The sequence below is a fragment of the Sulfitobacter dubius genome, assembly GCF_900113435.1.
GTDB classification, from domain to species: domain Bacteria; phylum Pseudomonadota; class Alphaproteobacteria; order Rhodobacterales; family Rhodobacteraceae; genus Sulfitobacter; species Sulfitobacter dubius.
Genome location: NZ_FOPG01000002.1, coordinates 558,055 through 584,454 on the forward strand (window position 1 = coordinate 558,055; position 26,400 = coordinate 584,454).

Annotated in this window: 27 protein-coding genes and 2 tRNA genes; 15 read left to right on the forward strand and 14 right to left on the reverse strand. The window is 57.6% G+C overall.

Going from position 1 to position 26,400, the window contains the following annotated elements; all coding sequences use genetic code 11:
• Positions 1 to 58 precede the first annotated feature (58 nt).
• Positions 59 to 135: transfer RNA gene (locus BM229_RS11405), tRNA-Arg, on the forward strand.
• Positions 136 to 466: 331 nt separating this feature from the next.
• Here BM229_RS11405 and BM229_RS11410 read toward each other — a convergent pair.
• A complete protein-coding gene (locus tag BM229_RS11410) occupies positions 467 to 2,386 on the reverse strand; it encodes a bifunctional 5-dehydro-2-deoxygluconokinase/5-dehydro-2-deoxyphosphogluconate aldolase (RefSeq protein ID WP_208604067.1) in 1,920 nt (639 codons plus the stop codon).
• Between the two features lie 9 nt (positions 2,387 to 2,395).
• A complete protein-coding gene (locus BM229_RS11415; RefSeq protein WP_093927754.1) occupies positions 2,396 to 3,241 on the reverse strand; it encodes a MurR/RpiR family transcriptional regulator in 846 nt (281 codons plus the stop codon).
• 200 nt (positions 3,242 to 3,441) lie between these two features.
• Here BM229_RS11415 and BM229_RS11420 point away from each other — a divergent pair, with 200 nt between their 5' ends.
• From BM229_RS11420 to BM229_RS11440, 5 genes are read left to right on the forward strand one after another with little or no spacing between them, the layout of a single operon-like run.
• The gene (locus tag BM229_RS11420; protein WP_244152159.1) at positions 3,442 to 4,404 is read left to right on the forward strand and encodes an L-idonate 5-dehydrogenase; all 963 of its coding nucleotides are present in this window, start codon (positions 3,442 to 3,444) and stop codon (positions 4,402 to 4,404) included.
• Positions 4,404 to 5,837 carry a mannitol dehydrogenase family protein gene (locus BM229_RS11425; RefSeq protein ID WP_093927756.1) on the forward strand — a complete coding sequence of 478 codons (1,434 nt, stop codon included), beginning with the start codon at positions 4,404 to 4,406 and terminating at the stop codon, positions 5,835 to 5,837. The genes BM229_RS11420 and BM229_RS11425 overlap by 1 nt, the downstream gene beginning before the upstream one ends.
• The gene (locus BM229_RS11430; protein ID WP_244152160.1) at positions 5,830 to 6,327 is read left to right on the forward strand and encodes a TRAP transporter small permease; all 498 of its coding nucleotides are present in this window, start codon (positions 5,830 to 5,832) and stop codon (positions 6,325 to 6,327) included. Before BM229_RS11425 ends, BM229_RS11430 begins: the two co-directional genes overlap by 8 nt.
• A gap of 2 nt (positions 6,328 to 6,329) precedes the next feature.
• On the forward strand, positions 6,330 to 7,622 hold the full coding sequence (locus tag BM229_RS11435; protein ID WP_093927757.1) for a TRAP transporter large permease: 1,293 nt from the start codon (positions 6,330 to 6,332) through the stop codon (positions 7,620 to 7,622).
• A gap of 22 nt (positions 7,623 to 7,644) precedes the next feature.
• A complete protein-coding gene (locus tag BM229_RS11440) occupies positions 7,645 to 8,649 on the forward strand; it encodes a TRAP transporter substrate-binding protein (RefSeq protein ID WP_093927758.1) in 1,005 nt (334 codons plus the stop codon).
• Between the two features lie 366 nt (positions 8,650 to 9,015).
• On the opposite strand, the gene BM229_RS11445 is transcribed toward BM229_RS11440, so the two are convergent.
• Complete coding sequence (locus tag BM229_RS11445) at positions 9,016 to 9,798, reverse strand: DUF4394 domain-containing protein (protein WP_093927759.1); 783 nt, start codon at positions 9,796 to 9,798, stop codon at positions 9,016 to 9,018.
• Positions 9,799 to 9,800: 2 nt separating this feature from the next.
• Positions 9,801 to 10,025, reverse strand: a complete 225-nt coding sequence (locus BM229_RS18230) for a hypothetical protein (protein WP_167360226.1) — start codon at positions 10,023 to 10,025, stop codon at positions 9,801 to 9,803.
• A 31-nt stretch (positions 10,026 to 10,056) separates the two neighbouring features.
• On the opposite strand from BM229_RS18230, the gene BM229_RS11450 reads away from it, so the two are divergent.
• The 3 genes from BM229_RS11450 (at position 10,057) to BM229_RS11460 (ending at position 11,843) form a co-directional block, all read left to right on the forward strand.
• Complete coding sequence (locus BM229_RS11450; protein WP_244152161.1) at positions 10,057 to 10,626, forward strand: sigma-70 family RNA polymerase sigma factor; 570 nt, start codon at positions 10,057 to 10,059, stop codon at positions 10,624 to 10,626.
• Positions 10,623 to 11,342 carry an anti-sigma factor gene (locus tag BM229_RS11455; RefSeq protein WP_093927761.1) on the forward strand — a complete coding sequence of 240 codons (720 nt, stop codon included), beginning with the start codon at positions 10,623 to 10,625 and terminating at the stop codon, positions 11,340 to 11,342. The genes BM229_RS11450 and BM229_RS11455 overlap by 4 nt, the downstream gene beginning before the upstream one ends.
• Before the next feature lie 228 nt (positions 11,343 to 11,570).
• Positions 11,571 to 11,843 carry a hypothetical protein gene (locus BM229_RS11460; protein WP_093927762.1) on the forward strand — a complete coding sequence of 91 codons (273 nt, stop codon included), beginning with the start codon at positions 11,571 to 11,573 and terminating at the stop codon, positions 11,841 to 11,843.
• 62 nt (positions 11,844 to 11,905) lie between these two features.
• Here BM229_RS11460 and BM229_RS11465 read toward each other — a convergent pair whose 3' ends face one another.
• Entirely contained in the window at positions 11,906 to 12,571 is a 666-nt protein-coding gene (locus BM229_RS11465) for a L,D-transpeptidase (RefSeq protein ID WP_093927763.1), read from the reverse strand.
• Between the two features lie 240 nt (positions 12,572 to 12,811).
• On the opposite strand from BM229_RS11465, the gene BM229_RS11470 reads away from it, so the two are divergent.
• Together BM229_RS11470 and BM229_RS11475 are read left to right on the forward strand one after the other, a co-directional pair.
• Positions 12,812 to 14,209, forward strand: a complete 1,398-nt coding sequence (locus BM229_RS11470) for a sensor histidine kinase (RefSeq protein ID WP_093927764.1) — start codon at positions 12,812 to 12,814, stop codon at positions 14,207 to 14,209.
• 149 nt (positions 14,210 to 14,358) lie between these two features.
• Entirely contained in the window at positions 14,359 to 15,120 is a 762-nt protein-coding gene (locus BM229_RS11475) for a MauE/DoxX family redox-associated membrane protein (RefSeq protein WP_093927765.1), read from the forward strand.
• 57 nt (positions 15,121 to 15,177) lie between these two features.
• Here BM229_RS11475 and BM229_RS11480 read toward each other — a convergent pair.
• The 8 genes from BM229_RS11480 to BM229_RS11515 all read right to left on the reverse strand — a co-directional run bounded on the left by BM229_RS11480 (position 15,178) and on the right by BM229_RS11515 (position 21,228).
• Positions 15,178 to 15,254 (reverse strand) — tRNA-Pro (locus BM229_RS11480).
• A 168-nt stretch (positions 15,255 to 15,422) separates the two neighbouring features.
• The gene (locus BM229_RS11485; protein WP_093927766.1) at positions 15,423 to 16,274 is read right to left on the reverse strand and encodes an arsenate reductase/protein-tyrosine-phosphatase family protein; all 852 of its coding nucleotides are present in this window, start codon (positions 16,272 to 16,274) and stop codon (positions 15,423 to 15,425) included.
• A 127-nt stretch (positions 16,275 to 16,401) separates the two neighbouring features.
• Positions 16,402 to 16,728: a winged helix-turn-helix domain-containing protein gene (locus tag BM229_RS11490; RefSeq protein WP_093927767.1), complete on the reverse strand. Its 327-nt coding sequence runs from the start codon at positions 16,726 to 16,728 to the stop codon at positions 16,402 to 16,404.
• Entirely contained in the window at positions 16,725 to 17,417 is a 693-nt protein-coding gene (gene phoU, locus BM229_RS11495) for a phosphate signaling complex protein PhoU (RefSeq protein WP_093927768.1), read from the reverse strand. Before phoU ends, BM229_RS11490 begins: the two co-directional genes overlap by 4 nt.
• 8 nt (positions 17,418 to 17,425) lie before the next feature.
• Positions 17,426 to 18,223 carry a phosphate ABC transporter ATP-binding protein PstB gene (gene pstB, locus BM229_RS11500; RefSeq protein ID WP_093927973.1) on the reverse strand — a complete coding sequence of 266 codons (798 nt, stop codon included), beginning with the start codon at positions 18,221 to 18,223 and terminating at the stop codon, positions 17,426 to 17,428.
• Positions 18,224 to 18,304: 81 nt separating this feature from the next.
• Entirely contained in the window at positions 18,305 to 19,255 is a 951-nt protein-coding gene (pstA, locus tag BM229_RS11505) for a phosphate ABC transporter permease PstA (protein WP_093927769.1), read from the reverse strand.
• A 1-nt stretch (position 19,256) separates the two neighbouring features.
• Entirely contained in the window at positions 19,257 to 20,189 is a 933-nt protein-coding gene (gene pstC / locus BM229_RS11510) for a phosphate ABC transporter permease subunit PstC (protein ID WP_208604069.1), read from the reverse strand.
• A gap of 67 nt (positions 20,190 to 20,256) precedes the next feature.
• A complete protein-coding gene (locus BM229_RS11515; RefSeq protein ID WP_093927771.1) occupies positions 20,257 to 21,228 on the reverse strand; it encodes a PstS family phosphate ABC transporter substrate-binding protein in 972 nt (323 codons plus the stop codon).
• A 394-nt stretch (positions 21,229 to 21,622) separates the two neighbouring features.
• On the opposite strand from BM229_RS11515, the gene phnD reads away from it, so the two are divergent.
• The 4 genes from phnD to phnE (BM229_RS11535) all read left to right on the forward strand — a co-directional run bounded on the left by phnD (position 21,623) and on the right by phnE (BM229_RS11535) (position 25,079).
• Positions 21,623 to 22,579 (forward strand): phosphate/phosphite/phosphonate ABC transporter substrate-binding protein, encoded by a 957-nt coding sequence (phnD, locus tag BM229_RS11520; protein ID WP_093927772.1) that lies wholly within the window; start codon positions 21,623 to 21,625, stop codon positions 22,577 to 22,579.
• Between the two features lie 69 nt (positions 22,580 to 22,648).
• The gene (gene phnC / locus BM229_RS11525; RefSeq protein WP_093927773.1) at positions 22,649 to 23,470 is read left to right on the forward strand and encodes a phosphonate ABC transporter ATP-binding protein; all 822 of its coding nucleotides are present in this window, start codon (positions 22,649 to 22,651) and stop codon (positions 23,468 to 23,470) included.
• On the forward strand, positions 23,467 to 24,270 hold the full coding sequence (gene phnE / locus BM229_RS11530) for a phosphonate ABC transporter, permease protein PhnE (RefSeq protein WP_093927774.1): 804 nt from the start codon (positions 23,467 to 23,469) through the stop codon (positions 24,268 to 24,270). The genes phnC and phnE (BM229_RS11530) overlap by 4 nt, the downstream gene beginning before the upstream one ends.
• On the forward strand, positions 24,267 to 25,079 hold the full coding sequence (phnE, locus tag BM229_RS11535; protein ID WP_093927775.1) for a phosphonate ABC transporter, permease protein PhnE: 813 nt from the start codon (positions 24,267 to 24,269) through the stop codon (positions 25,077 to 25,079). The genes phnE (BM229_RS11530) and phnE (BM229_RS11535) overlap by 4 nt, the downstream gene beginning before the upstream one ends.
• A gap of 147 nt (positions 25,080 to 25,226) precedes the next feature.
• Here the strand turns inward: phnE (BM229_RS11535) and leuB are convergent, their stop codons facing one another.
• Positions 25,227 to 26,333: a 3-isopropylmalate dehydrogenase gene (gene leuB, locus BM229_RS11540; protein ID WP_093927776.1), complete on the reverse strand. Its 1,107-nt coding sequence runs from the start codon at positions 26,331 to 26,333 to the stop codon at positions 25,227 to 25,229.
• Positions 26,334 to 26,400 lie beyond the last annotated feature (67 nt).

The window sequence follows — 26,400 nt, forward strand, 5'->3', positions numbered from 1 at the left end:
AATCGGTTGCCATTCTGCCGATGACATCGGCCCGTGCTTGCGATAAACCGCCCCTGTCGGCCCCGTGGCTCAACTGGATAGAGCAGCCCCCTCCTAAGGGGCAGGTTGCAGGTTCGAATCCTGCCGGGGTCGCCAGAAATCGTTTGCAAATTAGTATACCACGTTTCTGAAAATTGAATCTCTTCGGTTCGCCTAAATTATTTGGCGCCGTATTTGACCCTCAATACGAGCTTCAATCGTACAAACCGGTGCAGCCCATGGTATCGGGAGCGGAGATCTCACTTGGCCGATCCGCATACTGCTTCGGTTCAGAGCCCGCGCCTTCCTTAATTTGGCCACGCCTACGCATGGTGCACTGCGGCCACCACGATTGCTGGCAAAGAAGCTTCGTCGCTACATTCTGCCGTGGGGCGAGCGAACTGCTGCTGAAGCTCTGCCAGCTCCGTTTGCCTTCTGGTCAACCGACTTAGGCCGCTTCTTGTCGGCGTGCCTTTATCCAGCAGTTGATGAGGCGCTCGAAACGTTCTTTCATCATCTTCTGAGCCGTCGCATCGTCGATAGCGTTTGCAAGCCAAGCCCGCGCTGCATCGCCAAAAATCGTGCGCCCTACTGCGAAGCCACGAACATGTCGGCTGTCTGCCGCGCGTGCGATACTGCTTTCAAGCTTGTCGAATGGTGCATCCAAGCCGAGCAATAGGATGCCTCGGCACCACCTGTCATTGCTTTCAATTACTGCGCTGATCGCCGCCCAACCTGCCTTGGTTTGGTCGGTTAGCTTCCACCAGTCCGGGCGGATTCCTTCGTCATAGATCTGCTGCATGGCCTCTGAGGTGGCCATCTCTCCTACCTTGCCCTCTGCTGTTCCGATTACCTCAATAAGGAACTCATGGCGGCTGAGACGGGCCGCGGAGGCAAGGCGGTGCAATTGATCCAATTGCTGACGGCGCAAGGCTTCCGGATCGTCGGGATTGTAAAAGACAAGACATTTGATGACATGATCGTCCGGCCATGACGCCACCTCGGCCCCCAGGGACGGTGCCCCTTCGAATTGCAGGGGGCGCGAACCCGGCAGTTCGACCGGGCGACCGATCCAAAGGCCTTCCTTTTCGGCGCGGAATAGGCCTTGGCGGCCATATTTGCTATCAAGCAGGGTGCCGAGGTTCATATCCGGACGCCGCGCACTCAGCATTGTGTCGAGTGCGAGATCTTTGAATTTCGCAATACGCTCTGGATTAGCGCCGACATCCTTAGCCATCGTCTCAAGTTGCATGCGGTGATCGATGGCAAAGGCGCAAATGTTGTCCCACTGTCCGCGTCGGTTGGTGGCCCAATGGACGTGCTCAAGGTCAGCATCCTCGCGCAGGCGCGGATTTACCACGCCGCGGTCGAGGAAGAACTCAAGCTCTTCCCAGCTTGGATAGGATGGCGCGCAGCCGTGGCGAGAGACAGCCAGCGCGCCGCAGGCGTTTGCAATGCGGCAGCAGTCTTCCAGCGGGAGATCACGGACGTACCCACGAAGGAAGCCCGCCATAAAGCCATCTCCGGCCCCCAGCACGTTAAACACTTCGACGGGGAAACCCTCGGATGATATTCCGTCCTCGATGTTCTGTGGAATTGCATCAGGGAAAACCAGACACCCTTTGGGGCCGGTTTTGAGTACGATCGTCGCTTTCGTGAGTTTGCGGATGTTGAGAAGGGCCGCGCGTGTGTCGGTCGAGCCGCCTGCGATATGCACCTCTTCGTCAGTGCCTACGACAACGTCGCAATCAGGCAGGATGCTCTGGACCCGGGCAGTTACTTTCGCATCGGCGATGAAGCGAACGTCGCCTGCGCCTGCGCCCAAAAGCCCCCAGAGATTGGGGCGATAGTCGATGTCAAAGATGATCTTGCGGCCAGCCTCTTTGGCTATCCGCATCGCTTTGAAGCTTGCGGCTTCCAAATGAGGTTTCGAGAAATGTGTGCCTGATACGACAATGGCTTTGGCGGACCGGATGAAATCCGGGTCGACGTCATCCTCGCACAATGCAGCGTCGGCGCAATCCGTGCGAACGAAGAGCAAGGGGAAATTCCGATCGTCTTCGATCCCGAGAAAGGCCATTGCGGTCAACCGTTCTGGATCGGTGGCCACACCGCGGGTCTCCACGCCTTCGGCCTTAAGTGTTTCAAGGACGAACCGACCGATCTGATCGTCACCGACCCGGCTTAGAAGCGCGGTTTTGAGGCCGAGACGGGCACCCCCGACTGCGATATTGGTCGGGCATCCCCCAACATATTTAGAGAAGCTACGTGCATCTTCCATGCGACAGCCAATTTGGTCAGCATAAAGATCGGCGCAGGAACGACCGATTGTGATGATATCATAAATGGGCATAGGCTGTGTGGCCATGGTGGGTCCTTAATCTTCTTTGGGTCGTTCTTCGCCGCAAAGCGTTCCGGCGCGGATCGCCAGAATGAGTGCGAGTGAAATCGTTGCGTTTAGCGATCTAAAGCCGTCGACGCTCGCCTCGGAAATTTGGAAGCAGCTATCGGCATTTGTGAATGGAGCGCGGGGCAGATCAGTGATCGAAATCGTGCGGGCGCCGATGGCGCGGGCGCGTTCGAAAGACCGTACAGTGTCTTCGGCGCTCGGGTGGAATGAGATGGCCACCACGGTGTCTTCGGGGCTGATCATCATCATCTGTTGATCCAACGTCCCCCCGCTGCCGTCCAAAAGGTTGGCTGGAACTTCGAGGCGTGCCAAGTTGTAGACAAGGTAGGTGGCGGCAGTGAATGTCCGTTTCTGGGCCAGAACATGCACGATGCGGGCATCTGCCAGCAAACGGGCTGCTGTCTCAATCTTGTCGATGGGCGTGCTGCGCTGCAACTCCCGCAGAGATGCGATGCCCGCTTCGACAAAGCGGTCGGTCATCTCAGCCGTATCACGGGCAGCGCCGCTTTTTTCTAGGTTTCTGATCCGGTCCTGATAGGGTGTGGAGCTGGCTTGAAGCTCGTCGCGGAAGACCGACTGAAGCTCTGAGAAGCCTGAAAACCCGAAGTGCTTGGCAAAACGAATGATGGCTGATGGTGCAACGCCGATCTCATCCCCCAATACCGCAGCCGTGCGCAGGGCAAAGCCGGATGGGTCGCGCAGTGTGAAATCCGCGATAAGTTTCAGTCGGTTGCTGAGATCATCGTAAGATGCGGCGATCTCTTCACGCAGCGCTTTGAAATCGCGTTGAGGGGTGTCCTCGTCGGTTGCCATCTTGTTTTCCACTAACTTCCCGGCCCTCCGCTTTCTGTTTTAGAATTTGTATTCTATATTGACCCGAGTGTGAACTTTATGTTCTAAGACGTCACACATCAAGGGCAAAGTTTGATGAACGAGGAGGGGGATTTATGAAAGCTTGTGTGATTCACGGGGCGCGAAATATCGCGATAGAAACGTGTTCGACGCCTTCTCCAATGGCGGGTCAGCTTCTACTTTCATTCGCTTACGGCGGTATCTGCGGGTCAGATCTTCACTATTACGAGCACGGGCAAGTTGGCGATTCGATCCTGCGCGGCCCAATGGTTTTGGGCCATGAGTTTTCCGCTGTCGTTTCCGGTGTGGGCGAGGGCGTGGCAGATTTCGCGCCCGGCGATAAAGTCGCGGTAACTCCCGCGCTGCCCTGCCAGACATGCGATTATTGCCAGCGGGGTCTGTCCAACTTGTGCACTGACATGTCCTTTATGGGCAGCGCAGCACGTTTTCCGCATTGCGACGGTGGGTTCGCCAGCGGCTTGGTGGTGGAAGCGCGCCAGTGCATCAAGCTGCCGGCGGATACCGACATGCGCCATGTGGCGATGGCTGAGCCTTATGCCGTCGCCCTGCATGCGGTCTCTATGGCGGGCGATTTGCGCGGAGCCACTGTGTTGGTCACCGGGGCAGGTGTGATAGGGCAAATGTGTGCCACCGCTGCACGCGCAGCGGGTGCCGCGCGTATTTTAATGAGTGATATTGCACCGGCAGCGCTCAAGCGCGCCAAAGCACTTGGCATAGATGAAGTGTTTGATGCGGCTGATCCAGCGGCGATGGCTGGTCTGACCGATACGCCCCGCTGCGATGCTGTTTTCGAGGCGTCAGGCGCGGCCCCTGCTCTCAGCATGGCAATCTCGGCGTCAAAACCGCGCGGCACAGTGGTTCAGGTCGGCTTCTTGCCCCCGAAAGCACCGGTAGATTTCGCCAAACTGCTAACCCGAGAGATCAAGCTGGTTGGCACATATCGGTTTATCGATGAATTTGCAGAGGCCGTCCGTCAGATTGTTGCGGAAGAGGTCGATCTGCGCCCGATGATATCGGCAGACATGTCGCTCGACGACCCGGATGCTGCCTTTGACCGCGCCTTGGATAAGACCGATGCGCTAAAGGTCATGGTACATTTCTGATGATTAGCAACTTCGCCTATGACCGCAGCAAACTGCGCCCGCGCGCCGCGCATATCGGAGTTGGTGCATTTCACCGCGCGCACCAGCAAGAGTACTATGACGATCTTGCACGTGAAGCGAACGGCCCAAGCTGGGGCGTGGTGGGCATCAATCTGACGCCACCGGATATCGCAGGCACCCATGCGGCTGAAGGCGCGAACTATGTACTTCTTAAAGAAGATGACGATGGCGCCGTTTGTCGACCGATCGGCACGTTGCTTCAGCTTTGGGATGCGCAAGACGCCCGTGGCGTCGATTGGAGCGATATTGAATTCGCCACGCTGACGATCACTGAAAAGGGATATTGCCACTTATCAGGCAGCATGGACCTTGATCTGAACGCAGTTGGCGCGGATTTGGCCAATCCGGAAACGCCAACTACAGCGATTGGCTATCTAGCATGGATGCTGGAGCAACGTCGCCGCAGCGGCGGGTGTCCGATCACCTTGGCAAGCTGTGACAACGTGGCTGACAACGGGCTTTTGCTAGGCTCTGTCCTGCGGGACTATGCAGCCCGCACTTTCCCGAACCTTTCCAAATGGCTTGAGGAGAATGTGGCATTCCCCACGTCGATGGTGGATCGCATCGTTCCGGCTATGTCAGACGCGGGGCGCGCATGGCTCGAGGCAGCTTGTGGTCATCGCAGTTCGCTTGGCGTGGTCGCTGAACCGTTCCGGCAGTGGGTCATTGAAAATCGTTTCGCTTCTGACCGCCCAGCCTTTGAGGATGTCGGCGTACAGATCGTTGATGTGCTGGCGCCTTATGAGCATATGAAGCACCGCCTGCTGAACGGCATCCAATCTTCCTATGCCGAACTGGGGCGTCTTTGTGGACACGAGAGTTCGCATGGCGCCGCAATGGATCCTGCCTTGCAAGATTGGGCGGCAATCTTCTTTGCGTCGCAGTCTGACACATTGGAATGCCCCGCTGGCGAGAGCGTTTCGGACTATGCGGGCACCAGCCTAAAGCGCTTGCAAAACCCGACCATTCATCACCCGCTCAACCAGATCGCCAGCGACGCGAGTTTCAAGTTGCCTCAGCGAATTGGGGCGCCAGCCGCCGAGCGGATCAAACGCGGGCTCTGCGCAGAACCGCAGGCCATGGTCTTGGCAGGGTGGGCCTTGCAAGCAGGCAATATGACCCCCGATGCAGACGGCGTGGTCACTCAAGATCCGCTGGGCCGAACGGTCGCCGAATTGAGAGAGCGCCATGACGGTTCTGCCACAGATCTTGCGCAGGCAGTTCTTGCCCTGCCGATCTGGTCTCCGCGCTTGCAGGCGGATAGCGGGTTTTCTGCCAGCGTTGCTAAATGGGTGAAGACCCTTGCCTGCGCAGACCCGGCCACCTGCCGCGCAGAGATAGGCGCGTTTTCAAAGGAGAGAATGAATGCGTAGGTACCTTGGAGGCCGCACGCCTGAAGAATGGTTGGGGGCGCTTCTGATGACCCTTGTGGTCGTGTTGCTCGGCTTTCAGGTTATTGCTCGGTTCGGTATGGGACGGTCGTTTAGCTGGCTTGAAGAAGTAAGCCGTTTTGCCTTTGTCTGGGCCGTCTATTTTGGTTTTGTCATTGCTGCTGCAGGTGACCGGCACATCCGTGTGTCGCTGCATATTGAAATGCTGCCGCCCAAGGCCCGATTGGTCATGCTAACGCTGGCGGACGTGATCTGGCTTGCCTTCAATGCGGTGGTGATCTGGCACGGTTACCATTTCACGGTATCAATGTTTGAGTTCCCCTATATTTCGCAAACGACGGGCATCAATCTCGTTTGGGTTCAGATGATCGTGCCGCTGGGCTTTGCCTTTATGTCGGTCCGCATCGTGCAGGTCATGCTGCGTAGATGGCGAACCGGGCAAGGGCCCGTCGACTCGCGGATCGGAGAATAACGATGGATCCGACACTCTTGATGGCAGGCTCTTTCGTTGTTCTGCTGCTGCTGGGCGTTCCTGTGGCGGTCTCCATCGGATTTGCCGCCGTGGTCACTATGGCTTCGGCCAATATGCCCATGTCTTACCTTGTACAGACGGCTTACTCAGCGGTGGACGAATTCACCATCATCGCCGTGCCGATGTTCATTCTGGCGGGCACCCTGATGGAGAAGGGCGGCCTGACGAGCAGGCTTATCGGCTTTAGCCGGGCAATCGTCGGACCAGCGCCGGGCGGCTTGGCGACCGTGACAATCGTCGCGTGTACCTTCTTTGCGGCAATCTCGGGGTCTGGTCCGGCGACGACGGCCGCCATCGGGTCAATCATGATCCCCGCTATGATCAAAGATGGCTATGACAAGGGGTTTGGCGCGGCGATCACCTCTTCGGCGGGGGGGATCGGCGTGGTCATCCCGCCTTCGATCCCGATGATTATCTATGGCATCACCTCGGAAACGTCGATCAGCGCGTTGTTTGTGGCGGGCGTCGTGCCCGGGCTGATGCTGGCCGTGGCGCTTTGGATGACCAGCCGCTTCATCTCGGTCAAGCGCGGCTACAGCTCTGGTGGCGTGAATGAGCGCAGCCTGTCCCATATCCGGCAGGCCGCATGGGAAGCAAAATGGGCCTTGGCCGCGCCCATCATCATTTTGGGCGGAATTTACACCGGTGTCTTCACGGTGACTGAGGCATCGGTCGTGGCCGTGCTTTATGCGTTGCTGGTCGGGGTGTTTGTCTACCGCGAGATCAAGCTCGGATTGTTCTTCGATGCCGTGGTCTATGCGGTGCGGATCACTGGGACCGTGATGCTGGTGCTGGTCACAGGGCGGATCATCGGGCGGATGTTGTCGATGTTTCAAGTGCCGCAGATGGTGTCTGGCTATCTGATTGATGCCGTTTCGAACCCGGTCCTGCTGATCCTGCTGGTGTTGCTGATGCTGGTCTTCATCGGGATGTGGATGGAGACGCTCACGCAGATCATTATCCTCACTCCGCTGCTTCTGCCCGTGGTGGCAAATGTCGGGATCGATCCGATTCAGTTTGGCATCATCTTCGTCATCGCTTGTGAGATCGGTTACTCCACACCGCCATTGGGGGTGAACCTCTTTGTTGCGGCAGAGATTGGGAACACCACGGTCGAGCGCGTGTCGAAAGCATCAATTCCATTCCTTTGCGCAGAAATACTGGTGATGGTGCTTGTCGCCTTCATCCCAGAACTGACGCTATGGCTGCCCAGACTGATGGGCTTCATCAATTGATTTTTTACTGGAGGAGAGAACCATGAACTACCTAACGAAGAGCCTATCCACGGCGGCGCTTGCCCTGTTGGTCGCACTACCAGCGGCAGCAGCCGAGTACACCATGCGCCTGAGCCATGGTGACAACGAAAACAACCCGACCCACAAGGGCGCGTTGAAGTTTGAAGAGCTTGTCGAGAAATACTCCGACGGTCGGATTGATGTGCAGATTTTCCCTTCGAACCAGCTTGGCTCGGAACAGGAAGTAGCGCAGGCGCTGCGGATGGGATCGATTGAGTCTGAGATCCTTTATACAGGTAACCTCGTCCCGCTGGCCCCATCCGTTGGCGTGATGATGCTGCCCTATGCTTTCACGTCGAACGAGGAAGCGCATGCCGCGATGGATGCCCTCAAAGGCCCGCTTAACGAGCGTCTGCCGAAAGAGGCAGGCGTGCGTGTGCTGGGCTATTTCGAAAAAGGGTTTCGTGTTCTGACCAATGGAGAACGCGAAGTAAAAACACTTGAAGACCTTAAGGGTCTGAAAATTCGCGTGTCAAAAAACAACATCGCCATTGAGACGTTCAAATCTTGGGGTCTGGACCCAATCCCAATGGCTTGGGCCGAAGTTTTCCCCGCGTTGCAGCAGGGTGTGATCGACGGGCAAGAAAACCCCTATACCACCGCGATCTCTTCGAAATTCTACGAAGTTCAGAAGTATATCACCGAGGTTCACTACCTGATCTGGTCAGGACCGATCATCGTATCTGATCGGTTCTATCAGGGGCTGCCGGAAGACCTGCAAGCTGCTCTCGACAAGGCGGGCGAAGAGGCAGCATCTTATGAGCGTGAGGTTTCCGCTAAGGAAACTGCCGCTGCCAAAGAGAAACTGGTGGAACTCGGTATGACCTTAACGGGTGCACCTGAGGACGAAGAAAAATGGCAAGAAGCCGCCAAAGCGCTTTGGCCAAGCTTCGCCGCTGATATCGGCGGTGAGGAATGGGTAAACGAAGCGACCCAAATCATGAACGAAGCAATCGGCAATAACTGATCGAAGCTTCTTTCAAGACGCCATTGTAAAACTATGGGGCTCAAGCAAACAGCTTGAGCCTTATTTTTTATGGTGACGCTTACGCTCTGGTCCTGAATGAGGGCCATTGCCTGAATTGAGCCGTCTTCGCGCTTGTCAAAAGCAGCTTTCAGCCTGCGTTTTCCAGTCTTGGAGCGGTGGAATTGGATCTCCGCCTGCGCCGCAAGGCGCGAGGGGCGTCGGCTGCAGGAGGGGGCACATCATAGGCGCTGCAACGCTGGCTGATCGCTCCAAACGTGAAACTTCTACACGGTCCGTGTAGATATTCAGAAATTCTGTCGTGTAGCGGGCCCCGGTTTGGGCCCGCTACTATGGTATCGCCGCAAATTACATTGCTGGCAGGATGGTGATGTCGCGGATCATGCCGTCGACGCCTTCGATCATGCCTGTTTCGGTGGCGGCACCTGTCTCCAGATCAACGGAGTAAAGCGTGTTGCCGTTGACCAACCATGCCATATTTTCCATCTCGGCAGTGGTTTGGATGTCGAATGCATAGGCCGCTTCGGGGGCGTCGATGCCCAGCTTGCCGATCGCGCCCAATGTGCCGTCGTTGGGGGAGATCTGTTGGATCACGGCAACGATGGTCGAGTCGATGTCAAACATCGCGGTGCTGTCGGGTTTGCCGTAGCTGTTGACGTAGGCGGCGGCGGCAATTGCGGGTGTTTCGCCGACGTGCATGTCACCGGTTTCCCAGTCAAGGCTGCCATCGACGGTCACGGCACCGGTATCGACGTCAACGCGGTGGTTGGTCGTGCCGGTCATAAAGCGCAGTTTGTCGGCCATTGGATTGAAATCTACGATGACGGGCTGATCTTCGACCGGCAGCGGCGTGTCCATCATCGACATTTCTGTCGCTTCGCCAGACGCGGGATCAATGCTCACGATCTGCATGTCAGGTGTGACGCCGACCAATGTATTGTTGGAAGGGCGCAGGTCAAGGCCAAGCAGGCTGTCAACGCCGGTTACATCCATCGTGCCCGAAACGGCCAGGGTTTCTGTGTCGAACATGACCAATGTCTTTTCACCGACAAGGCCAACCGCCGGTGCCGCGACGGCGGCCGAAAGCGACAGGGTCAAAGCTGTGGTGGAGAAAGCTGCGATACGAAGCATGGTTAAATTCCCTTTGTTTGGACTTCAAAAGCACGGCGGTTATCGCCGTCCATATCTCGAAGACACGCCAGCCCGAAAATTGGATGCAGGTTTTTTGAAAAAATTGCATCCGCATCGCTTCGCCGGGTGTCTTCAGGGGTAAGAGAGGTTAAATCTATGCAGAATTTAACGGTCGCATTAGCGTTGCCACGACAGGCTTTCCCTTTCATTCCGACGGGGTTGCCCATTACGGTGTGGGAATTCAGGGAGGAGTCCATTTTGGCTAAAGATACGGACGCAGACGCGCGGTCCACTCTGCTTTCGCGGGCGCTTGCCGATTGTGCTGCGGGTAATCAGGCTGGTGTCGATGCCATTCTTGAGAGCGAGGGTAGACAGCTTTTGGGTGTCGCGCAGCGTATTCTGGCCCGTCGCGATCTGGCCGAAGAGGCGCTTCAGGATGCCATGCTGCAAGTGTGGCGTAAGGCCAAGCAGTTCAACGCCAGTAGTGGCTCTGCACGGGGCTGGATCTATGCGATATTGCGCAATCGATGTCTGAATATTCTGCGGGGGGACAAGCGGCTTAGCACGCTGGCTCCGGCCGATCTTGCGACATTGCAAGAAAGCCGCCAGCAGATCGTCCCCGAAGAAGGCTGGGAAATCCTTGCCGGGCCCAGCCGCATTCGTGATTGCCTTGGCGGGTTAGACAGTCAAAGCCGCCATGCCATTCTACTGGCTCATGTCGCAGGCTACAGTCACGCCGAAATCTCAACGAGGCAGGATGTGCCTCTTGGTACGATCAAGTCTTTGATCCGTAGGGGTTTACAGGCTCTGAAGGAGTGTTTGTCATGACCGATCTATCAGCAGAGATCATCGCCCTTTCAGACGAATATGTTCTGGGCCTTTTGACGCCTACCGAAGCCGCGCTGGTGGAAGAGATCATGGCCCGCGATATCGAGCTGGCACAGCGTGTCGGTGATCTGCGCGACCGTCTGCTGCCGCTTGATCTGTCTGCGGCCCCGGTGGACCTGCCAGAAGGCTTTGGCGTGCAAGTTGCAGAACAGTTGGCCAACAAAGACCAACTGCCTAAGATGCAGTTTGCCGGGGTGCCGACAGAAAAGCCCGCGAACCAGCCCGCCGCGCCCAAGCCGTGGCTGGCCGGGATGCTGGCCGCCTCCTTGGCGGGTATTGCAGTGGGCTTTGGGGTTGCGTGGATGCAGCCGGCGCCAGCGCCCAAGGTCGTTGCCGTTTTGATGGATGCCCAAGGCGTGCCGCAGGCGGTTGTCGACGATTACGGGAATGATACGGCCACCGTCCGTTTCGTGGCGGATGTGCCCGTGCCCGCAGATCGAAGTTTGCAAGTCTGGACCCTGCCATCAGCCGACATGGGCCCCACATCCCTTGGTGTATTGACCGGCGCGGGGGCGGCGCAGTTGTCCTTTGACGATCTGCCGGACCCAAGCGCCGAGCAGCTTTATGAGGTCACGCTTGAACCCCTTGGAGGGTCTCCGACCGGCCGTCCGACGGGACCGATCATCGGGAAAGGGTTCGCGGCGGAACAGACCTAATCTGCTGTAGAGGGCGCTTGGAGCCTGTTGGTTGGCGGTAGGGTAAGGCCCGCGCTTAGGAGGCATTTTGCGATGCGGCAACGGTCTTCAAGCAGCATAACAGGGGCGCAGGCTTAACAAGGGTGTGAGCTTGTGCCTCAAACAGCAGGCCAGCGCCCCTTGCTGCTTGAAATCCCCACCCGGTCTGTCAGATTGCCCGCGATATAATTATGAATGGCAGAGGCTTCGATGAAGACAGGAACATATGTGATCGGGGCGGCATTGCTGGTCGTCGCCGGCTGTACGGTACCCGCGACAGGGCCAGACGGCAAACCTGCCCGCGTAGGCAAAGTGTCAGAGGCGGTGGTTAACCTTGCCGCGCCAAACCAAGACTTGTCCACGGCGCGTTTGCGGCCCGAAGATGGTTGTTACTGGTACGAACATAACGGCCCGGTTGAGACAACTCTGGTGCCGCTCCGTGCGGTGGGCGGCAACCCGATCTGCACCAAAAGCGCGGCTTGAATTAAGGCCTGACTTGCTAACGGGGGGCCGCTACTGGGTGGCCCCCCGTTTGTCGCCATCGCTTAACTGCGCGCGACAACGCTTTCTTCCGCCGAATAGAGGTAGGCGGTCGAGCCGGTCCGCACATTCGGGTAAAGCTGATTGATATGCGCCATGATCATCCGCACACAGCCCGAGCTTGCCCGGCCACCGATGCTTTGCGGCTGAGGGGTGCCGTGGATGCGCAGATAGGTGTCGCGGTTGCCTTCGAATAGATACAGCGCACGCGAGCCGAGCGGGTTTTCCGGGCCGGGTGGTACGCCGTCTTCAAGGCCAGCATAGAGTTCTGGATCGCGCTTAATCATGTTTTGGGTAGGTGTCCAATGCGGCCATTCCACCTTGCGCTTGATCGTATAAGTACCGGGCTCGTAAAGGTTGCCGCGCGCAATCGCCACGCCGTAACGCATCGCGGTGCCACCTTCTTCGATGTGGTAAACATAGCGCGCAACGGCGTCCACGTGCACGTCGCCGACCCGTAGGTTATCATTGGCAACCACGCGCTGCGGCAAGAAGCGCGGGTGTACACCCCAAGGGTTGCTGGTCGCGGGGTCAAAGCCTGCGGGGGTGATCCGCGCGTCCCACGCAGCCTTCTCGGCGCTAGTGGGGCGGGTGCGGGCCATCAGCGGCGTGGCGATGGCACTGGAAAACAGCGCGGTGGTTGTTTGAATGAAATGTCGTCGTGTTAGCATGTATTCGCTCCGTAATTGCGCCACTGCCGGAGGCAGACGCATATGCGTGTATGAGGGACTAACGGCCTTTCCCCGCTGGAGGTTCAAGGAAGAAGGTGTTTGCTAAAGAAAATGTGATCTAAAACACACGGTTTTTGGCACGACTGAGGCCATTGGTGCCCGATAGAACAACGGGTTTGCGCTTGGTAATTATACCTATGTTAACTTTAGCCAGTCCCGGAACTGGGCTATTGTACTGATATGTTGCAAAGCACTCAGAGCGTAGCGCTCGACGCCAGCCATTTTGAATTGATAGAGGCAATGACCGATGAGGTCGTGATCCTTGACGCCACGGGAACGATTGTGGCGGCCAATACGGCTTGGAAACTCTTTTGTGAAGAAAACGGCGGTGACCTGAAGTCGCATTATGTGGGGGCCAATTACTTCGACATCTGCAAATTGGCTGTGTTGGACGCCGTAGTGCAGGCCGAGGCCGTTTTGGACGGGCTTCGGACAGCGCTCAAAACCGGCGCGCCCTTTGAGGGTGAATATCCCTGTGATGGGCCGGGTGTGCGGCGTTGGTTTCAACTGAATGCCAACCGTATGGCGATCCGGGGGGTGCCTTGTTTGTTGCTTCAGCACCGCAATGTGACCACCCGACGCATGGCCCATGATGACATTGAACGCGCCCATCTGCAGGCCGAGACCTTCGCCGCGCTGGTCGCCACCACGGGCGAAGCGATTCTGACCTATGATCTGGAAGGGTGCATCATCAGTTGGAACCCGGCAGCAGAGCGGCTTTATGGCTATACCGAACAGGAGGCTTTGGGCCAGTCGGTTGAATTGCTCTATCCGCGGGATTGGCCAACCAGCGTGCTTGAGTATCGCGATCAGATCGTGGCGGGCAATCTGCGCCAGTTCGATGCGGTACGTGTCGCCAAGGATGGCACAAAGCGCCATGTGACGATTGCCTGCACGCCCATTCGCACGCTCTCTGGTGACATCGTTTCGATCTCAAACATTCACCATGATGTGACGGCCACGCGGAAGGCTGAGGAGGTGCGCGATCTGGTGTCGCGCGAAGTTATTCATCGCGCAAAGAACATGCTGTCATTGGTCACAGCGATGCAGCGTCAAACGGCCAATTCTGCCAAATCACTGGCCGAGTTTAACAAATCCTTCGGGGATCGCATTCAAGCGCTTGCCCGTTCGACCGACCTATTGGTCGATGGGGGGTGGTCGTCCGTTGACCTTGACCAGCTGGTTCGGGCGCAGTTAGACCCGTTTTTGCATGGACAAGACGACGTTGTCGATGTGGCCGGCCCTCCTGTTTCGCTGGGCCCGCAAGCTTTGCAACTGATCGGTATGGCGCTGCATGAATTGGCGACCAATTCCACAAAATACGGCGTGATGAGCGACGTAAACGGGCATATCTCCTGCCATTGGTCTCATACAGAAAAGGGCGGGCTGCACTTTCATTGGGCTGAGACGGGGATCACCCTTGATCCTTCGCTCAAGAAAACGACAGGCTTTGGCAGCAAAGTCCTTTCGGTGCTGGCACCTGCCATGGTCAACGGGTCAGCAGAGACAGTGACCAGTGAAAACACACTGACATGGACGGTCACGATCCCGGCTGCGCATCTAAGTAGCCCCTGCTGAAAGCCGTCGGAACGGACGTGTCTGTCGCGTGCGACGGACTGAGCGCAATCCGTTTCCCGCGGAACTATTTGCACAGGTTGCGGAACTCTCCTGCGCTGGAAACTTGTTTCCTCCTCAGCAGCGCGCCCTAAGCGCGTAAACTGGAGGATATGATGGCCAATGGACATAGCAAGACCGCATCCCTTTACCGGATGGTGATGGAGCAACATCTCTGCCCTTACGGATTGAAGTCGAAAGACCTGTTGGAACGGCAGGGCTATACCATTGACGATCACCACCTTACGCCCCGTGAAGAGACGGATGCCTTCATGGCGAAAGAAGGGGTCGATACCACTCCGCAGACCTATATCGACGGCGAGCGGATCGGTGGCTACGATGATCTGCGCGTCCATTTTGGCTTGGATATACCCAAAGACGAACAATCAGGCACAAGCTATCAGCCTGTTATCGCGATTTTTGGTGTGGCTTTTCTGATGGCGTTGGGCCTGTCGTGGTATGTTTTTGACACTATCCTTACCTTGCGTGCCTTTGAGTGGTTCATTTCAATATCCATGTGTTTCTTAGCCGTGCAAAAGCTGCAGGACGTCGAGAGCTTTTCGACGATGTTTTTGAACTACGACCTGCTGGCGCAGCGTTGGGTGCCCTATGGAAAGATCTATCCCTTTGGCGAGGCGCTGGCGGGTATCTTGATGACCGCGGGTGCATTGACCTGGCTATCGGCCCCGGTCGCGATCGTCATCGGCTCGATTGGCGCGGTGTCGGTGATCAAGGCGGTCTATGTCGATAAACGCGAACTTAAATGCGCCTGCGTGGGCGGGTCCAGCAATGTCCCGCTGGGGTTTGTGTCGCTTACCGAGAATGTCATGATGTTGGGGATGGGGATTTGGATGTTGATCAAGGTCTATAGTTGAGCAAATCCGTTGCCACGGAGCGAACACTGACACTGCGTTGTGATGCGAGAGGTAAATTGGTCGGGCTGAGAGGATTCGAACCTCCGACCCCCTGCTCCCGAAGCAGGTGCGCTACCAGGCTGCGCTACAGCCCGACCGATGCGCTGCGCATAGCGTAACTAGGTAAGTTTGGCAAATGCTGTCTGGCCAGAGATTGGAAGGGCTGCATTGAGTTGGCGCGACGGAATTAGGGGCGCCGCCCGGCCGTTAATTGTCAGCTACATAGGCAATTGTAGAAATATACGCCCCGCACCAGACATCGCTCAAACAACGTCTACTTTTTCCGGCGTCTGTCCGATGAAATCCAGCTCTTGCTGCAAAGAAATTTTCGAAAGGGAGGAAAACGGCAATGACGTAAATGCCTTTAGACGGCGCTCCATCGTGGCATAGCACTGCTTGAACGCTAAGGCGCGTTCGGCCTCAGTGCCCTCTGTCCTGCTGGGGTCGGTCATGCCCCAATGGGCCGTAACGGGCTGGCCTAAAAGCGGGGGGCATTCTTCGTTCGCTGCGCGGTCACAAACGGTAAAGACAAAATCCATGCGCGGGGCAGAGACTTCATAGAAGGCGTCATAACTTTTGGGGTAGAACTGCGATATCACGTGCCCCTTGGCGCGCAGCACCTCACTTGCGAGGGGCTTAAGGGTCGCGCGGGGGCGGGTGCCTGCGGAAAAGGCGCGAAACTTTCCTCCGCCTTCGGCCTTCAGGATCGCTTCGGCAAAGATCGATCGGGTGGAATTCCCGGTACAAACGAAGAGAACGTTAAAGATTTTTTGCGAGCCGGTGATTTCGTCTGGTCGAGGCTGAGATATCAGAGACGTCAAAAGTTCTGGGCGACCACGGCAGCAATCGGTCACAAGGTATTCGATCAAAGAACCGGTTAACGCGAGATCAATGCTATAGTGGAGCGAGCGGCCCCTGCGAGTTTGCTGGATAAGGCCCGCGCGTGTGAGAATTCCCAGATAAACCGATAGCGTGCTGGGTTTTAACGAAAGTGCTTCGTTCAGCTCCCCCGCCGAAACGGTATCCGGGGTGCGCCGGGCCAAAAGCCGAAAGACTGCCATGCGTCCCGGGTGGGCCAGTGCGGCCAGTGCCGCAATGTTTTCTTTTTCGCTCATGGCTGACCGGACTTAACACCTAAAACAACAGTAGGATGGCGGCTGTGCGTGGAGGAAAAACCATCCGAGAAACCGCATTTAGCATCCCAACGGCCCGCCAGACAACCGCAATAGCGCGATGGATCGCTTAGCCGAGGGCATAGCCAACGCCGTGCACGGTTCGGATCGGATAGGACTTGTCGGTTTGGCAAAGCGCCTTGCGCAGTCGGGCCACATGGACATCAACCGTTCGTGCTTCGACTCTGGCATCCCAGCCCCAAACGCGATCAACAAGGGCAGCCCGTGTCCAGACCTTGCCGGGGGTTTCGATCAAGGCGACCAGCATGACGAACTCAGTCGATCCAAGATGTACCAATCGCCCTGCGCGGCGCACACGCAGGCATTCTATATCAAGCACGATGTCGTCAAACTCGAATACGAGTTCATCCGCGATCAATGCTCGGCCCCAAGTCATCCAATCCCAGACCCTGTTCTGGTCGCGCCGGGTGCGACGCCCCGCGAGACGAACAATACCTCTTCTGCGATGTTGGTGGCGTGATCGCCGATCCGTTCAAGCGCCACGGCAACCAAGATGCGCCCTATGTGGTCACGCGCCTGCGCGGCATTCCGTTGAAGGTCCACAATCGTCGCGTCGAAGACCGTGTCGCGATAAGCATCAACCCGCAGATCCGCAGCCAGAACCTGTTTTGCGGCTTCGGTTGAATGATCTGTCATCGCGATCACGCTTTTGCCCAGCGTGCGCGCGACCAAAGCCGCCATTTCGTCAAGCCGGATGCGATCCTCGGGGGCTAGCATTTGTCTCGGTGTGGCAATCACATGTCGGGCGATGGTCTTGGCGTGATCCCCGGCCCGTTCCAGATTGCCGACCGCGTGTTCAATCCCCATGACCAGCCGCAGGTCCTTTGCGACGGGTTGAAACCTTAGCAGCACGTCAAAACAATCCGATCGCAATTGTTCAAAGGCTTCGTCGATATCAAGGTCGTGGTTGATCGCCTCAAGCGCGCGTGCCTCGTCATGGGCAAGATATGCGGAGGTTGCCAAAACGCAGTTCTCGGCTGTCATATTTCCCATTTGCTGGAAGTTCTGACGGAGCACCTGAAGCGCGGCATCAAAGGATTTCAAAAAATGCGGATGCTGGGACATGATGATGCTTACCCGTATCGGCCCGTGATATAGCTTTCCGTGCGGGGGTGTTTGGGATTGGTGAATATCTGGTTTGTGTCCCCAAACTCGATCGCCTCGCCCAGATACATAAACGCCGTCCGATGCGAGATCCGCGCGGCCTGTTGCATATTGTGGGTGACGATCACGATGGTCACGGTTTCCGACAGCTCCTGTACAAGGTCTTCGACCTTCGCGGTGGCGATCGGATCAAGGGCGGAGGTCGGCTCATCCAGCAGCAGGATTTCGGGGTTGGGTGCCAGCCCGCGTGCGATGCAAAGGCGCTGTTGTTGCCCGCCAGAAAGGTCATAGGCCGAGCCGTGCAGTTTGTCCTTAACCTCATCCCAAATGGCGGCACGGCGGAGGGCGGTTTCGACGGCCTCATCGATCACGGCGCGTTTTTTGATCCCCCGCACGCGGAGCCCGGCAGCAACATTTTCATAGATCGACTTTGGAAAGGGGTTGGGCTTTTGAAACACCATCCCCACCCGCAGGCGCACCAGCACGGGGTCGGCCTCAGGCCCGATCAGGTTCTCGCCCTCGGGCTCTAGGATCACTTTGCCCTCATAGCGGTTACCGGGATAGAGGTCATGCATCCGATTGAGGCTGCGCAGCAGGGTCGACTTGCCACAGCCCGAAGGGCCGATGATTGCGGTGATCTTGCGATCAAGAATTGGCATGTCGACCTGTTTGATCGCCTGAAAGCCGTTCGAGTAGTAAAAGCTAAAGTTCTCAATTCGTGCGCGCAGCGGATCGCGCTCTGCCGCGGGTTTGATGGCGGGCGGCATGTCGGGCTCGGCCTTAGTGGGGGCCGCCGGCTGCGTATCCGTCTTTGTCTTGTCTATGGTCATGGTGGTATCCGTCATGGGTCAGTTCCTATAGCCTTGGCGCAGTCGATAGCGGATCCAGATCGCGATCCCGTTGAGCGAGAAAGTCAGCGCGATCAGAACCACGCCGGTAGCTGCGGCAGCGACGTGGAATTCCGCTTGTGGGCGCGAGACCCAGTTGAACATCTGGATCGGCAGCACGGTGAAACCGTCGTTTAGCCAAGCGAATGAGATGAATGGGAATTCGCCGGTCACCGGAGCAGGGGGAAGAAAGGCGATGAAGGTCAGCGCACCGATGGTAATGATTGGTGCTGTTTCGCCAATGGCGCGGCTCAGCCCGACGATGGCACCCGTCAGGATGCCTGGGCGGGCGGCAGGGATGATATAGCTCCACATCACCTGCCATTGATCTGCCCCAAGCCCGTAGGCGCCCTCTTTGATGATCCGGGGGATCGCGCGCACCGCCTCGCGGATTGAAACGATGACGATCGGCAGGATCAACAGGGCCAATGTCATCCCTGCGACAAGGATCGTCTTGCCCAAGCTAAAGCCATAGACAAACAGGCCCAACGCGAGCAGGCCATAGATGATCGACGGCACCCCAGCGAGGTTTGATACATTGATCTCAATGAAATTCGACAGCCACCCTTTACGGGCATATTCCTCAAGATAGAGCCCCGCGCCAATGCCGATGGGGATGGCGAGAAATGCGGTCACCAGCATCACCAGCAATGAGCCGACCCATGCCGATAGAATGCCCGCCCGTTCAGGCAACCGAGAGGGGTAGCTGGTTAAGAAACCATAGTCGATGCGCGTGGCGCCGCGAATGACCAAATCCCCAATCAGCGCCAGCAGCAGCGTCATGGCCAGCGCCATAACAACAAGCCCGCCGGTGGCGAAAAGGATGTCTTTTTGCTTGGCCTTACGAACGGCATCAAAGGCAGTTTGGTTGGTGGTTGCGGCGCTCAACGCGCCTTGGGTAGTGGTGCTCATCTTAATACGCCTCGCGGAATCTACGGCGCAGATAGAAGCCGATGATGTTGAAAAGCAGCGTGATGACGAAAAGCAGCAAACCGACGGCAAAGATCGACTGGTAGGCGATCGAACCATGGGCCACGTCGCCGAGGCTCATCTGCACAATATAGGCGGTGATGGTCGCGGCCCCTTCGCGGGGATCCCATGTCAGGTTCGGGTTCTGCCCTGCCGCGACAGCCAGCACCATGGTTTCGCCCACCGCGCGTGACATCCCAAGAATGAAGGCCGCAGTGATACCGGAAAAGGCACCGGGAATGACGATCCGTGTGGCCACCTGCCATTTCGCCATACCCAGCCCATAGCCGCCTTCGCGCAGGCTGTTGGGCACGGCGCGCATCGCGTCTTCGCTGACAGAAACGACGTAAGGCAGGATCATGATGCCAAGGATGATGCCTGGCACCAACAAATTGATGCCTTTCAACCCAGGGACGAAGCCCTGCAAGAAAGGGGTCATGACCAAAAGGGCGAAATAGCCGTAGACCACCGTTGGCACGGCCTCCAACATCTCTAGCGCGGGTTTGATCGTTTCGCGCACTGCGGGCCGCGCATATTCGCTGAGGTAAATCGCCATGATCAGGCCGAAGGGGACGGCAATTGCCATTGCCAGCCCTGCGGTTTGCAGCGTCGCAGCCAAGAGCGGCAGCACGCCAAATTGAGGGTTGGCAAATACCGGTGTCCACATTGTGCCGAAGAGGAAATCAAACAACGGGACATTCGCGAAAAAGTCCCAAGAGTCGCGGACCAGAACAAAGACAATGGCCGTGGTCACAAAGACAGACAGGGCCGCGCAAAGGAACAAAAAGGTCTTCATACCGCGCGCGATCCATTTTCGGCGTCGGACGAAACCGCTTTGGATCAACTCGGCAGAGGTGGGGATGGAAGAATTAGGCACGCGTGTCCTCGTTCGGTCGTGAAGAAATGCGCGGCGGACCCAACGGCCCGCCGCAAAGGCGCGATGCTTAGTTCGCCGCCAGAAGATCGTCAGGTGTCACGCCAACCTTGGAGCCGCCGTCAAAGAATGAGCCGGTCTTGCGGGCCGCAATCTTTTTTTCCGCTGCGGTAAAGGCCGCTTCGGGAAGTGCGAGGTAGCCGGTGGAGGACACCAAATCGATGGCATGGGCCGGATCGAAGAAGAACTTGGCGAAATCCTCGACATTCGGCATCTCATCAAGGTGGGCTTTGTTCACATACATAAACAGCGGCCGCGTCAGCGGCTGGTAGGTGCCCGATGCTGCATTCTCGGTCGAAGGCTCAACACAATCGCCGCCGTTGTAGGAGATTTCCAAAGGCTTCACGCGGCCGCGGTTTTCTTCGACATAGGCTAGACCAAGAAAGCCGATGGCATCGGGGTCAGTCGACACACCTTGAATAGTAATGTTGTCATCCTCGGTCGCAGTGAAATCCCCGCGCGAAGCACCTTCTTCACCGATCACAGCAAAGGTGAAATAGTCATAGGTGCCTGAGTCTGTGCCTGCCCCGAATAGGGTCAGCGGCTGATCCGGGTATTCCGTATTCAACTGGTTCCAGTTATCGATCTTGCCCTGCGCTTCGGTCTCATAGGCTGTCTTCAGCTCTTCGACGCTCATACAGGTTAGCGGGTTTTCTGGGTTCACGATGACGGCAAGCGCGTCCATCGCGACCGGCATTTCCAGAAACTCGATGCCGTTTTCCGCGCAAAGGTCGGCTTCTTCGGTTTTGATTGGGCGCGAGGCACCCGAGAAGCTGGTCTCGCCACGGCAGAATTTCTTAAAGCCGCCGCCGGTGCCGGAAACACCGACCACCACGCGGTTGCCAGTTGCGGTTTGGTATTCTTCGGCAAAGGCTTCGGACACCGGGAAAACCGTGGAAGAGCCGTCAACCTGGACGGCGTCTTGGGCGAAAGCCATACCCGGCAAAGCAAGGGCAAGGGTGGTGAGGGATAGAGTACGCATGAGCAGATATTCTCCTGTCGATGTTTGCAGCTCAGCGTCGGGCTAACGAAAGTTTGTTTCAGTTTTGTGAATTCATGAAATATTGAATTGAAAAATTTATAAACAGAACTGGCCGAGGGAAAAATCGCCATTTTCATGCATTGCCGTTCATTTTGGCACCTGTGCTTTGATCGTAATACAACGCCGCCGGAAGAGTTCCTGAATGTGAAGTTTTTGTAAAAAAACGGTTTTTTGGCCAATTCGCGCTACGGTGAGCTTGATAAATCTACTCTACGTGAAATAACAAAATGACTGCGCCCAATCTGGCGTGGTCACGCGCCTCGCTGTTCGGCAGGGCGCGGGAAGACTGCCATTTTCCTTACGCGGCACCGACCGCACATCCGACGGAGATATCATGTCCCTTCTTTCCAATAGCATCGCAGGCGCAACCATCGCGGCCTTTTGCGCCGTACCGGCTATGGCTGAATTTCAACTTGGAGAACGTTATTCTGACGCGGATGGCGACTTGATCGCCGACATCCCACAAGATGCCGCTGATCAGATCGATCCCTCGACACTTATCTTCGCCTATACCCCGGTCGAAGACCCTGCCGTTTACGCTGATGTTTGGTCTGAGTTCCTTGCGCATATGAGCGAGGTTACCGGCAAAGAAGTGCAATTCTTCCCCGTTCAGTCGAACGCTGCGCAGATCGAAGCGATGCGCGCAGGTCGCTTGCATGTTGCGGGCTTCAACACCGGCTCCAATCCGTTGGCCGTGGCCTGTGCAGGCTTTCGCCCCTTTGCCATGATGGCGGCGGAAGACGGCTCTTTCGGTTACGAAATGGAGATCATCACGCATCCGGGTTCTGGGATTGAAGCTGTCGAAGACATCAAGGGTGGCCAAATGGCCTTCACTTCCGAGACTTCGAACTCAGGCTTCAAAGCGCCCTCCGCGATCTTGAAAGCCGATTTCGGCATGGAAGCGGGCAGCGATTTTGAGCCTGTCTTCTCTGGCAAACACGATAACTCGATCCTTGGCGTCGCTAACAAAGACTACCCCGCAGCGGCGATCGCCAATTCGGTCAAGGCGCGCATGATTGAGCGTGACGTTGTCACCGAAGACCAAATGAACGTGATCTATACCTCGCAGACTTTCCCGACCACGGGTTACGGCACCGCCTACAACCTCACACCGGCCCTGCAGGAGAGCATCCGCAAGGCGTTCTTCTCCTTTGACTGGTCCGGCACCGGCCTTGAAGAAGAGTTCGGCAAGAACGGCGAAGCGCAGTTCATCGACATCACCTTCAAGGAAGATTGGGCCGTGATCCGCAAGATCGACGAGGCCAACGGCGTCGCATACGACTGCCAATAAACACTTCTGACGGAAAACCAGTCAGGCGGCCTGTGCGCCGCCTGACCATCTTTATCGAAAGCCCCATTCATGCTTGAACTCAGCTCCGTCTCCAAGACCTATCGAACTGGCGACGCCGCCTTGTCAGATGTCTCATTGCAAGTGCCCAAAGGCCAGATCGTGGGGCTGATCGGTCCATCTGGCGCTGGCAAATCGACGCTTATCCGCTGCATCAACCGGCTGGTGGAGCCGACCGCGGGTGACATCGTTCTTGGCGGCAAAAGCCTCGTGTCGCTGGGTGGGCGCGATTTGCGTCGACAGCGCCGCCGGATCGGCATGATCTTTCAGGAATACGCTTTGGTCGAACGATTGACAGTGATGGAGAACGTTCTGTCCGGGCGGCTTGGCTATGTCCCCTTCTGGCGGAGCTTTCTCCGCCGCTATGAGGGTGCGGACATTCAGCGCGCGTATCAACTGCTTGATCGGGTTGGTTTGCTCGCCCATGCCAATAAACGCGCCGATGCGCTTTCGGGTGGTCAGCGGCAGCGGGTCGGCATCGCCCGCGCCTTGGCCCAAGACCCTGATTTGCTGTTGGTGGATGAACCCACAGCGAGCCTTGATCCCAAGACCAGCCGCCAGATCATGCGCCTGCTGACCGAGATCTGCGCAGAGCGTAACCTACCCGCCATCGTCAACATCCATGACGTCCCGCTTGCGCGCCAGTTCATGCAGCGCATCGTCGGGCTGCGGGCCGGCACGGTTGTCTTTGACGACGCCCCCAGTGCCTTGACCGAGGACGCGTTGACCGAGATCTACGGCGCCGAAGATTGGGACGCCATGCGTAAGGGCGACGATGAGCAAGCCGAAGCCGAAAGCGACGCCCTGCGCCAGCTTGCCGAGGTCGGCGCATGATCGCGCAATACCCCACCACTTGGCGACGACCGCATCAGATCGTTCCCGACCGACGGCTCCGCATTGCGCTGCAAATCGGGGTGCTTGTGTACCTTGTGCTGGCCTTCAGCACGGTTGAGGTAAACTGGCAGCGTGTCACCGAAGGGATGGAACGTGGGCAGCGATTCATCATGGGGTTCCTACAGCCTGATTTCACCAGCCGTTGGCGCGACATCAGCCAAGGGTTGATCGAGAGCCTGACCATGACTTTGACCTCTACGGTCGTAGGCGTGTTGATCTCTGTGCCCATCGGGATTGGCGCGGCACGCAACCTTGTGCCGCGACCAGTCTATTTGGTCTGCCGCGCCATCGTTGCGGTAAGCCGGTCACTGCAAGAAGTGATCGTGGCGATCTTCCTTGTCGCGATGTTCGGCTTTGGCCCCTTTGCTGGCTTCCTGACACTGACCTTTGCCACCATTGGATTTATCGCCAAGCTGTTAGCTGATGACATCGAAGAGATCGACGAAACCCAAGCAGAAGCGATCCGCGCCACTGGGGGGACCTGGTTTCAACTGCTGGACTACGCCATCAAGCCCCAGATCATGCCGCGACTGATTGGCCTGTCGCTTTATCGGCTCGACATCAACTTCCGTGAAAGCGCGGTGATTGGCATCGTCGGCGCGGGCGGCATCGGCGCCACGCTGAATACCTCGATTGACCGCTACGAATACGACAGTGCAGGGGCGATCCTGCTTATCATCATCGCGATTGTGATGGTGGCCGAATATAGCTCCAGCTATCTCAGAAAGTTCCTGCAATGAGCGACATTTCAATGCTTCCGGTGGACTGGTGCCTGCGCAGCCGTGCCAAGCGGATCGCGATCTGGATGGGCTGGCTAGCGCTTGTTGCACTTTTTGTGTGGTGCTGGCAGATCATGACAGAAACCACGATCTGGGCCTTTGTCTGGGACGCGCCGCGTCAGGCGCAGGACGTTGGCGGGCGCATGTTGCCGCCCGAATGGGGCTACCTGCCCGAGCTGATGCAGCCACTCTGGGACACGCTGAACATCGCGACTCTTGGCACCATTGGTGGCGTGATCATGGCCGTGCCGGTCGCCCTGCTGGCGGCCCGCAACACCACGCCTTCGGCGACCTTCCTGCGGCCTATCGCGCTGTTCATCATCGTGGCCTCCCGGTCAATCAATTCGCTGATCTGGGCGCTGTTACTGGTGACGATTATCGGCCCCGGATTGCTGGCTGGCATCATCGCCATCGCCCTGCGCTCCATCGGCTTCATCGGCAAGCTGTTCTACGAGGCAATTGAGGAAACCGATCCTAAGCAGATCGAGGCGATCCAGGCCACGGGTGCCGGCCCTGCGCAGGTTTTGACCTATGGGGTGGTTCCGCAGGTCATGCCTGCTCTCTGGGGCATTTCGGTTTTCCGCTGGGACATCAACATCCGCGAAAGCGCCATCCTCGGGTTGGTGGGCGCGGGCGGCATCGGGCTGAAGCTGAACGCCTCAATGGCGATTTTGGCCTGGGATCAGGTGGCGGTGATCCTGCTGCTGATCCTTGCGACTGTGGTTGTGAGCGAATGGGTCTCAGCCGTGATCCGCCGCACTATTATCTAATCAAGACCTGACGTAAGCGGCGATTGTCGAGCGGCCCCGTATGTGTGGGCAGGGGGCGCTGCCCCCGCAGCCTTCGGCTGCTCCCCCGAGGGTATTTAAGAAAGAATGAAGGGGGAAGGGGCGGGGCGTGAACCCCGCCGCGGTTCTTTAGAGGCTCGCGTCGAGCGCTTTGAGGATCGCGTTGCCCATTTCCTCGGTCGTGATGGGGGTGCCGCCTTCGGGGCCCATCAGATCGGGGGTGCGGGCGCCGTCGGCCAGTGCCTGTTCGACGGCTTTTTCCAGACGTGCGGCTTCTTCGCCTTGGTCGAAGGAGTAGCGCAGTGCCATGGCGAAGCTGAGGATACAGGCGATCGGGTTGGCTTTGCCTTGACCTGCAATATCGGGGGCGGAGCCGTGGACGGGCTCGTAGAGGGCTTTGGGCCGGCCATCGGCATTGGGCGCGCCGAGGCTGGCGGAAGGCAGCATACCGAGGCTGCCGGTAAGCATGGCGGCGCAGTCGCTGAGGATGTCGCCGAAGAGGTTATCGGTGACGATGACGTCGAACTGCTTCGGCGCACGGACCAACTGCATAGCGCCGTTGTCGGCATACATGTGGCTGAGTTCGACGTCGGGGTATTCAGCGTCGCGGACCCGCTGGGTGACTTCGCGCCACAGGATGCCGCTTTCCATGACGTTGGCTTTTTCCATGGAGCAGACTTTGTTGCCCCGGCGGCGGGCGAGTTCAAAGGCGGAGCGGGCGACGCGCTCGATCTCGCTTTCGGTGTAGCGCTGTGTGTTGATGCCGACGCGCTCGTTGCCTTCCTCGAAGATGCCGCGCGGTTCCCCGAAATAGACGCCTGAGGTCAGTTCGCGCACGATCATGATGTCGAGGCCCGCGACGATGTCTTTTTTCAGCGAGGAGAAATCGGCCAGCGCGTCAAAGCATTGTGCTGGGCGCAGGTTGGAGAAAAGGTCCATTTCCTTGCGCAGGCGCAAGAGGCCGCGTTCGGGTTTTACGGAGAAGTCGAGGTCGTCGTATTTCGGGCCGCCCACGGCGCCCAGCAGCACCGCGTCGACTTCGAGAGCGCGGGCCATCGTGTCGTCGTGCAGGGGGGTGCCGTGTTTGTCATAGGCGGCACCGCCGACCAGATCATGCTCAGCGTCGAAGGCCAAATCTCGCTTTTCGCCGAACCAATCGATGATGCGCGTGACCTGCGCCATGACCTCGGGGCCGATGCCGTCGCCGGGGAGGATGAGCAAGGATGGGTTGGCCATGGGGAACTCCTGAAAATACGGTTGCTGATGGGTAGCCTGCGGGTTCCGGAGGGTCAAGATAGCGGGG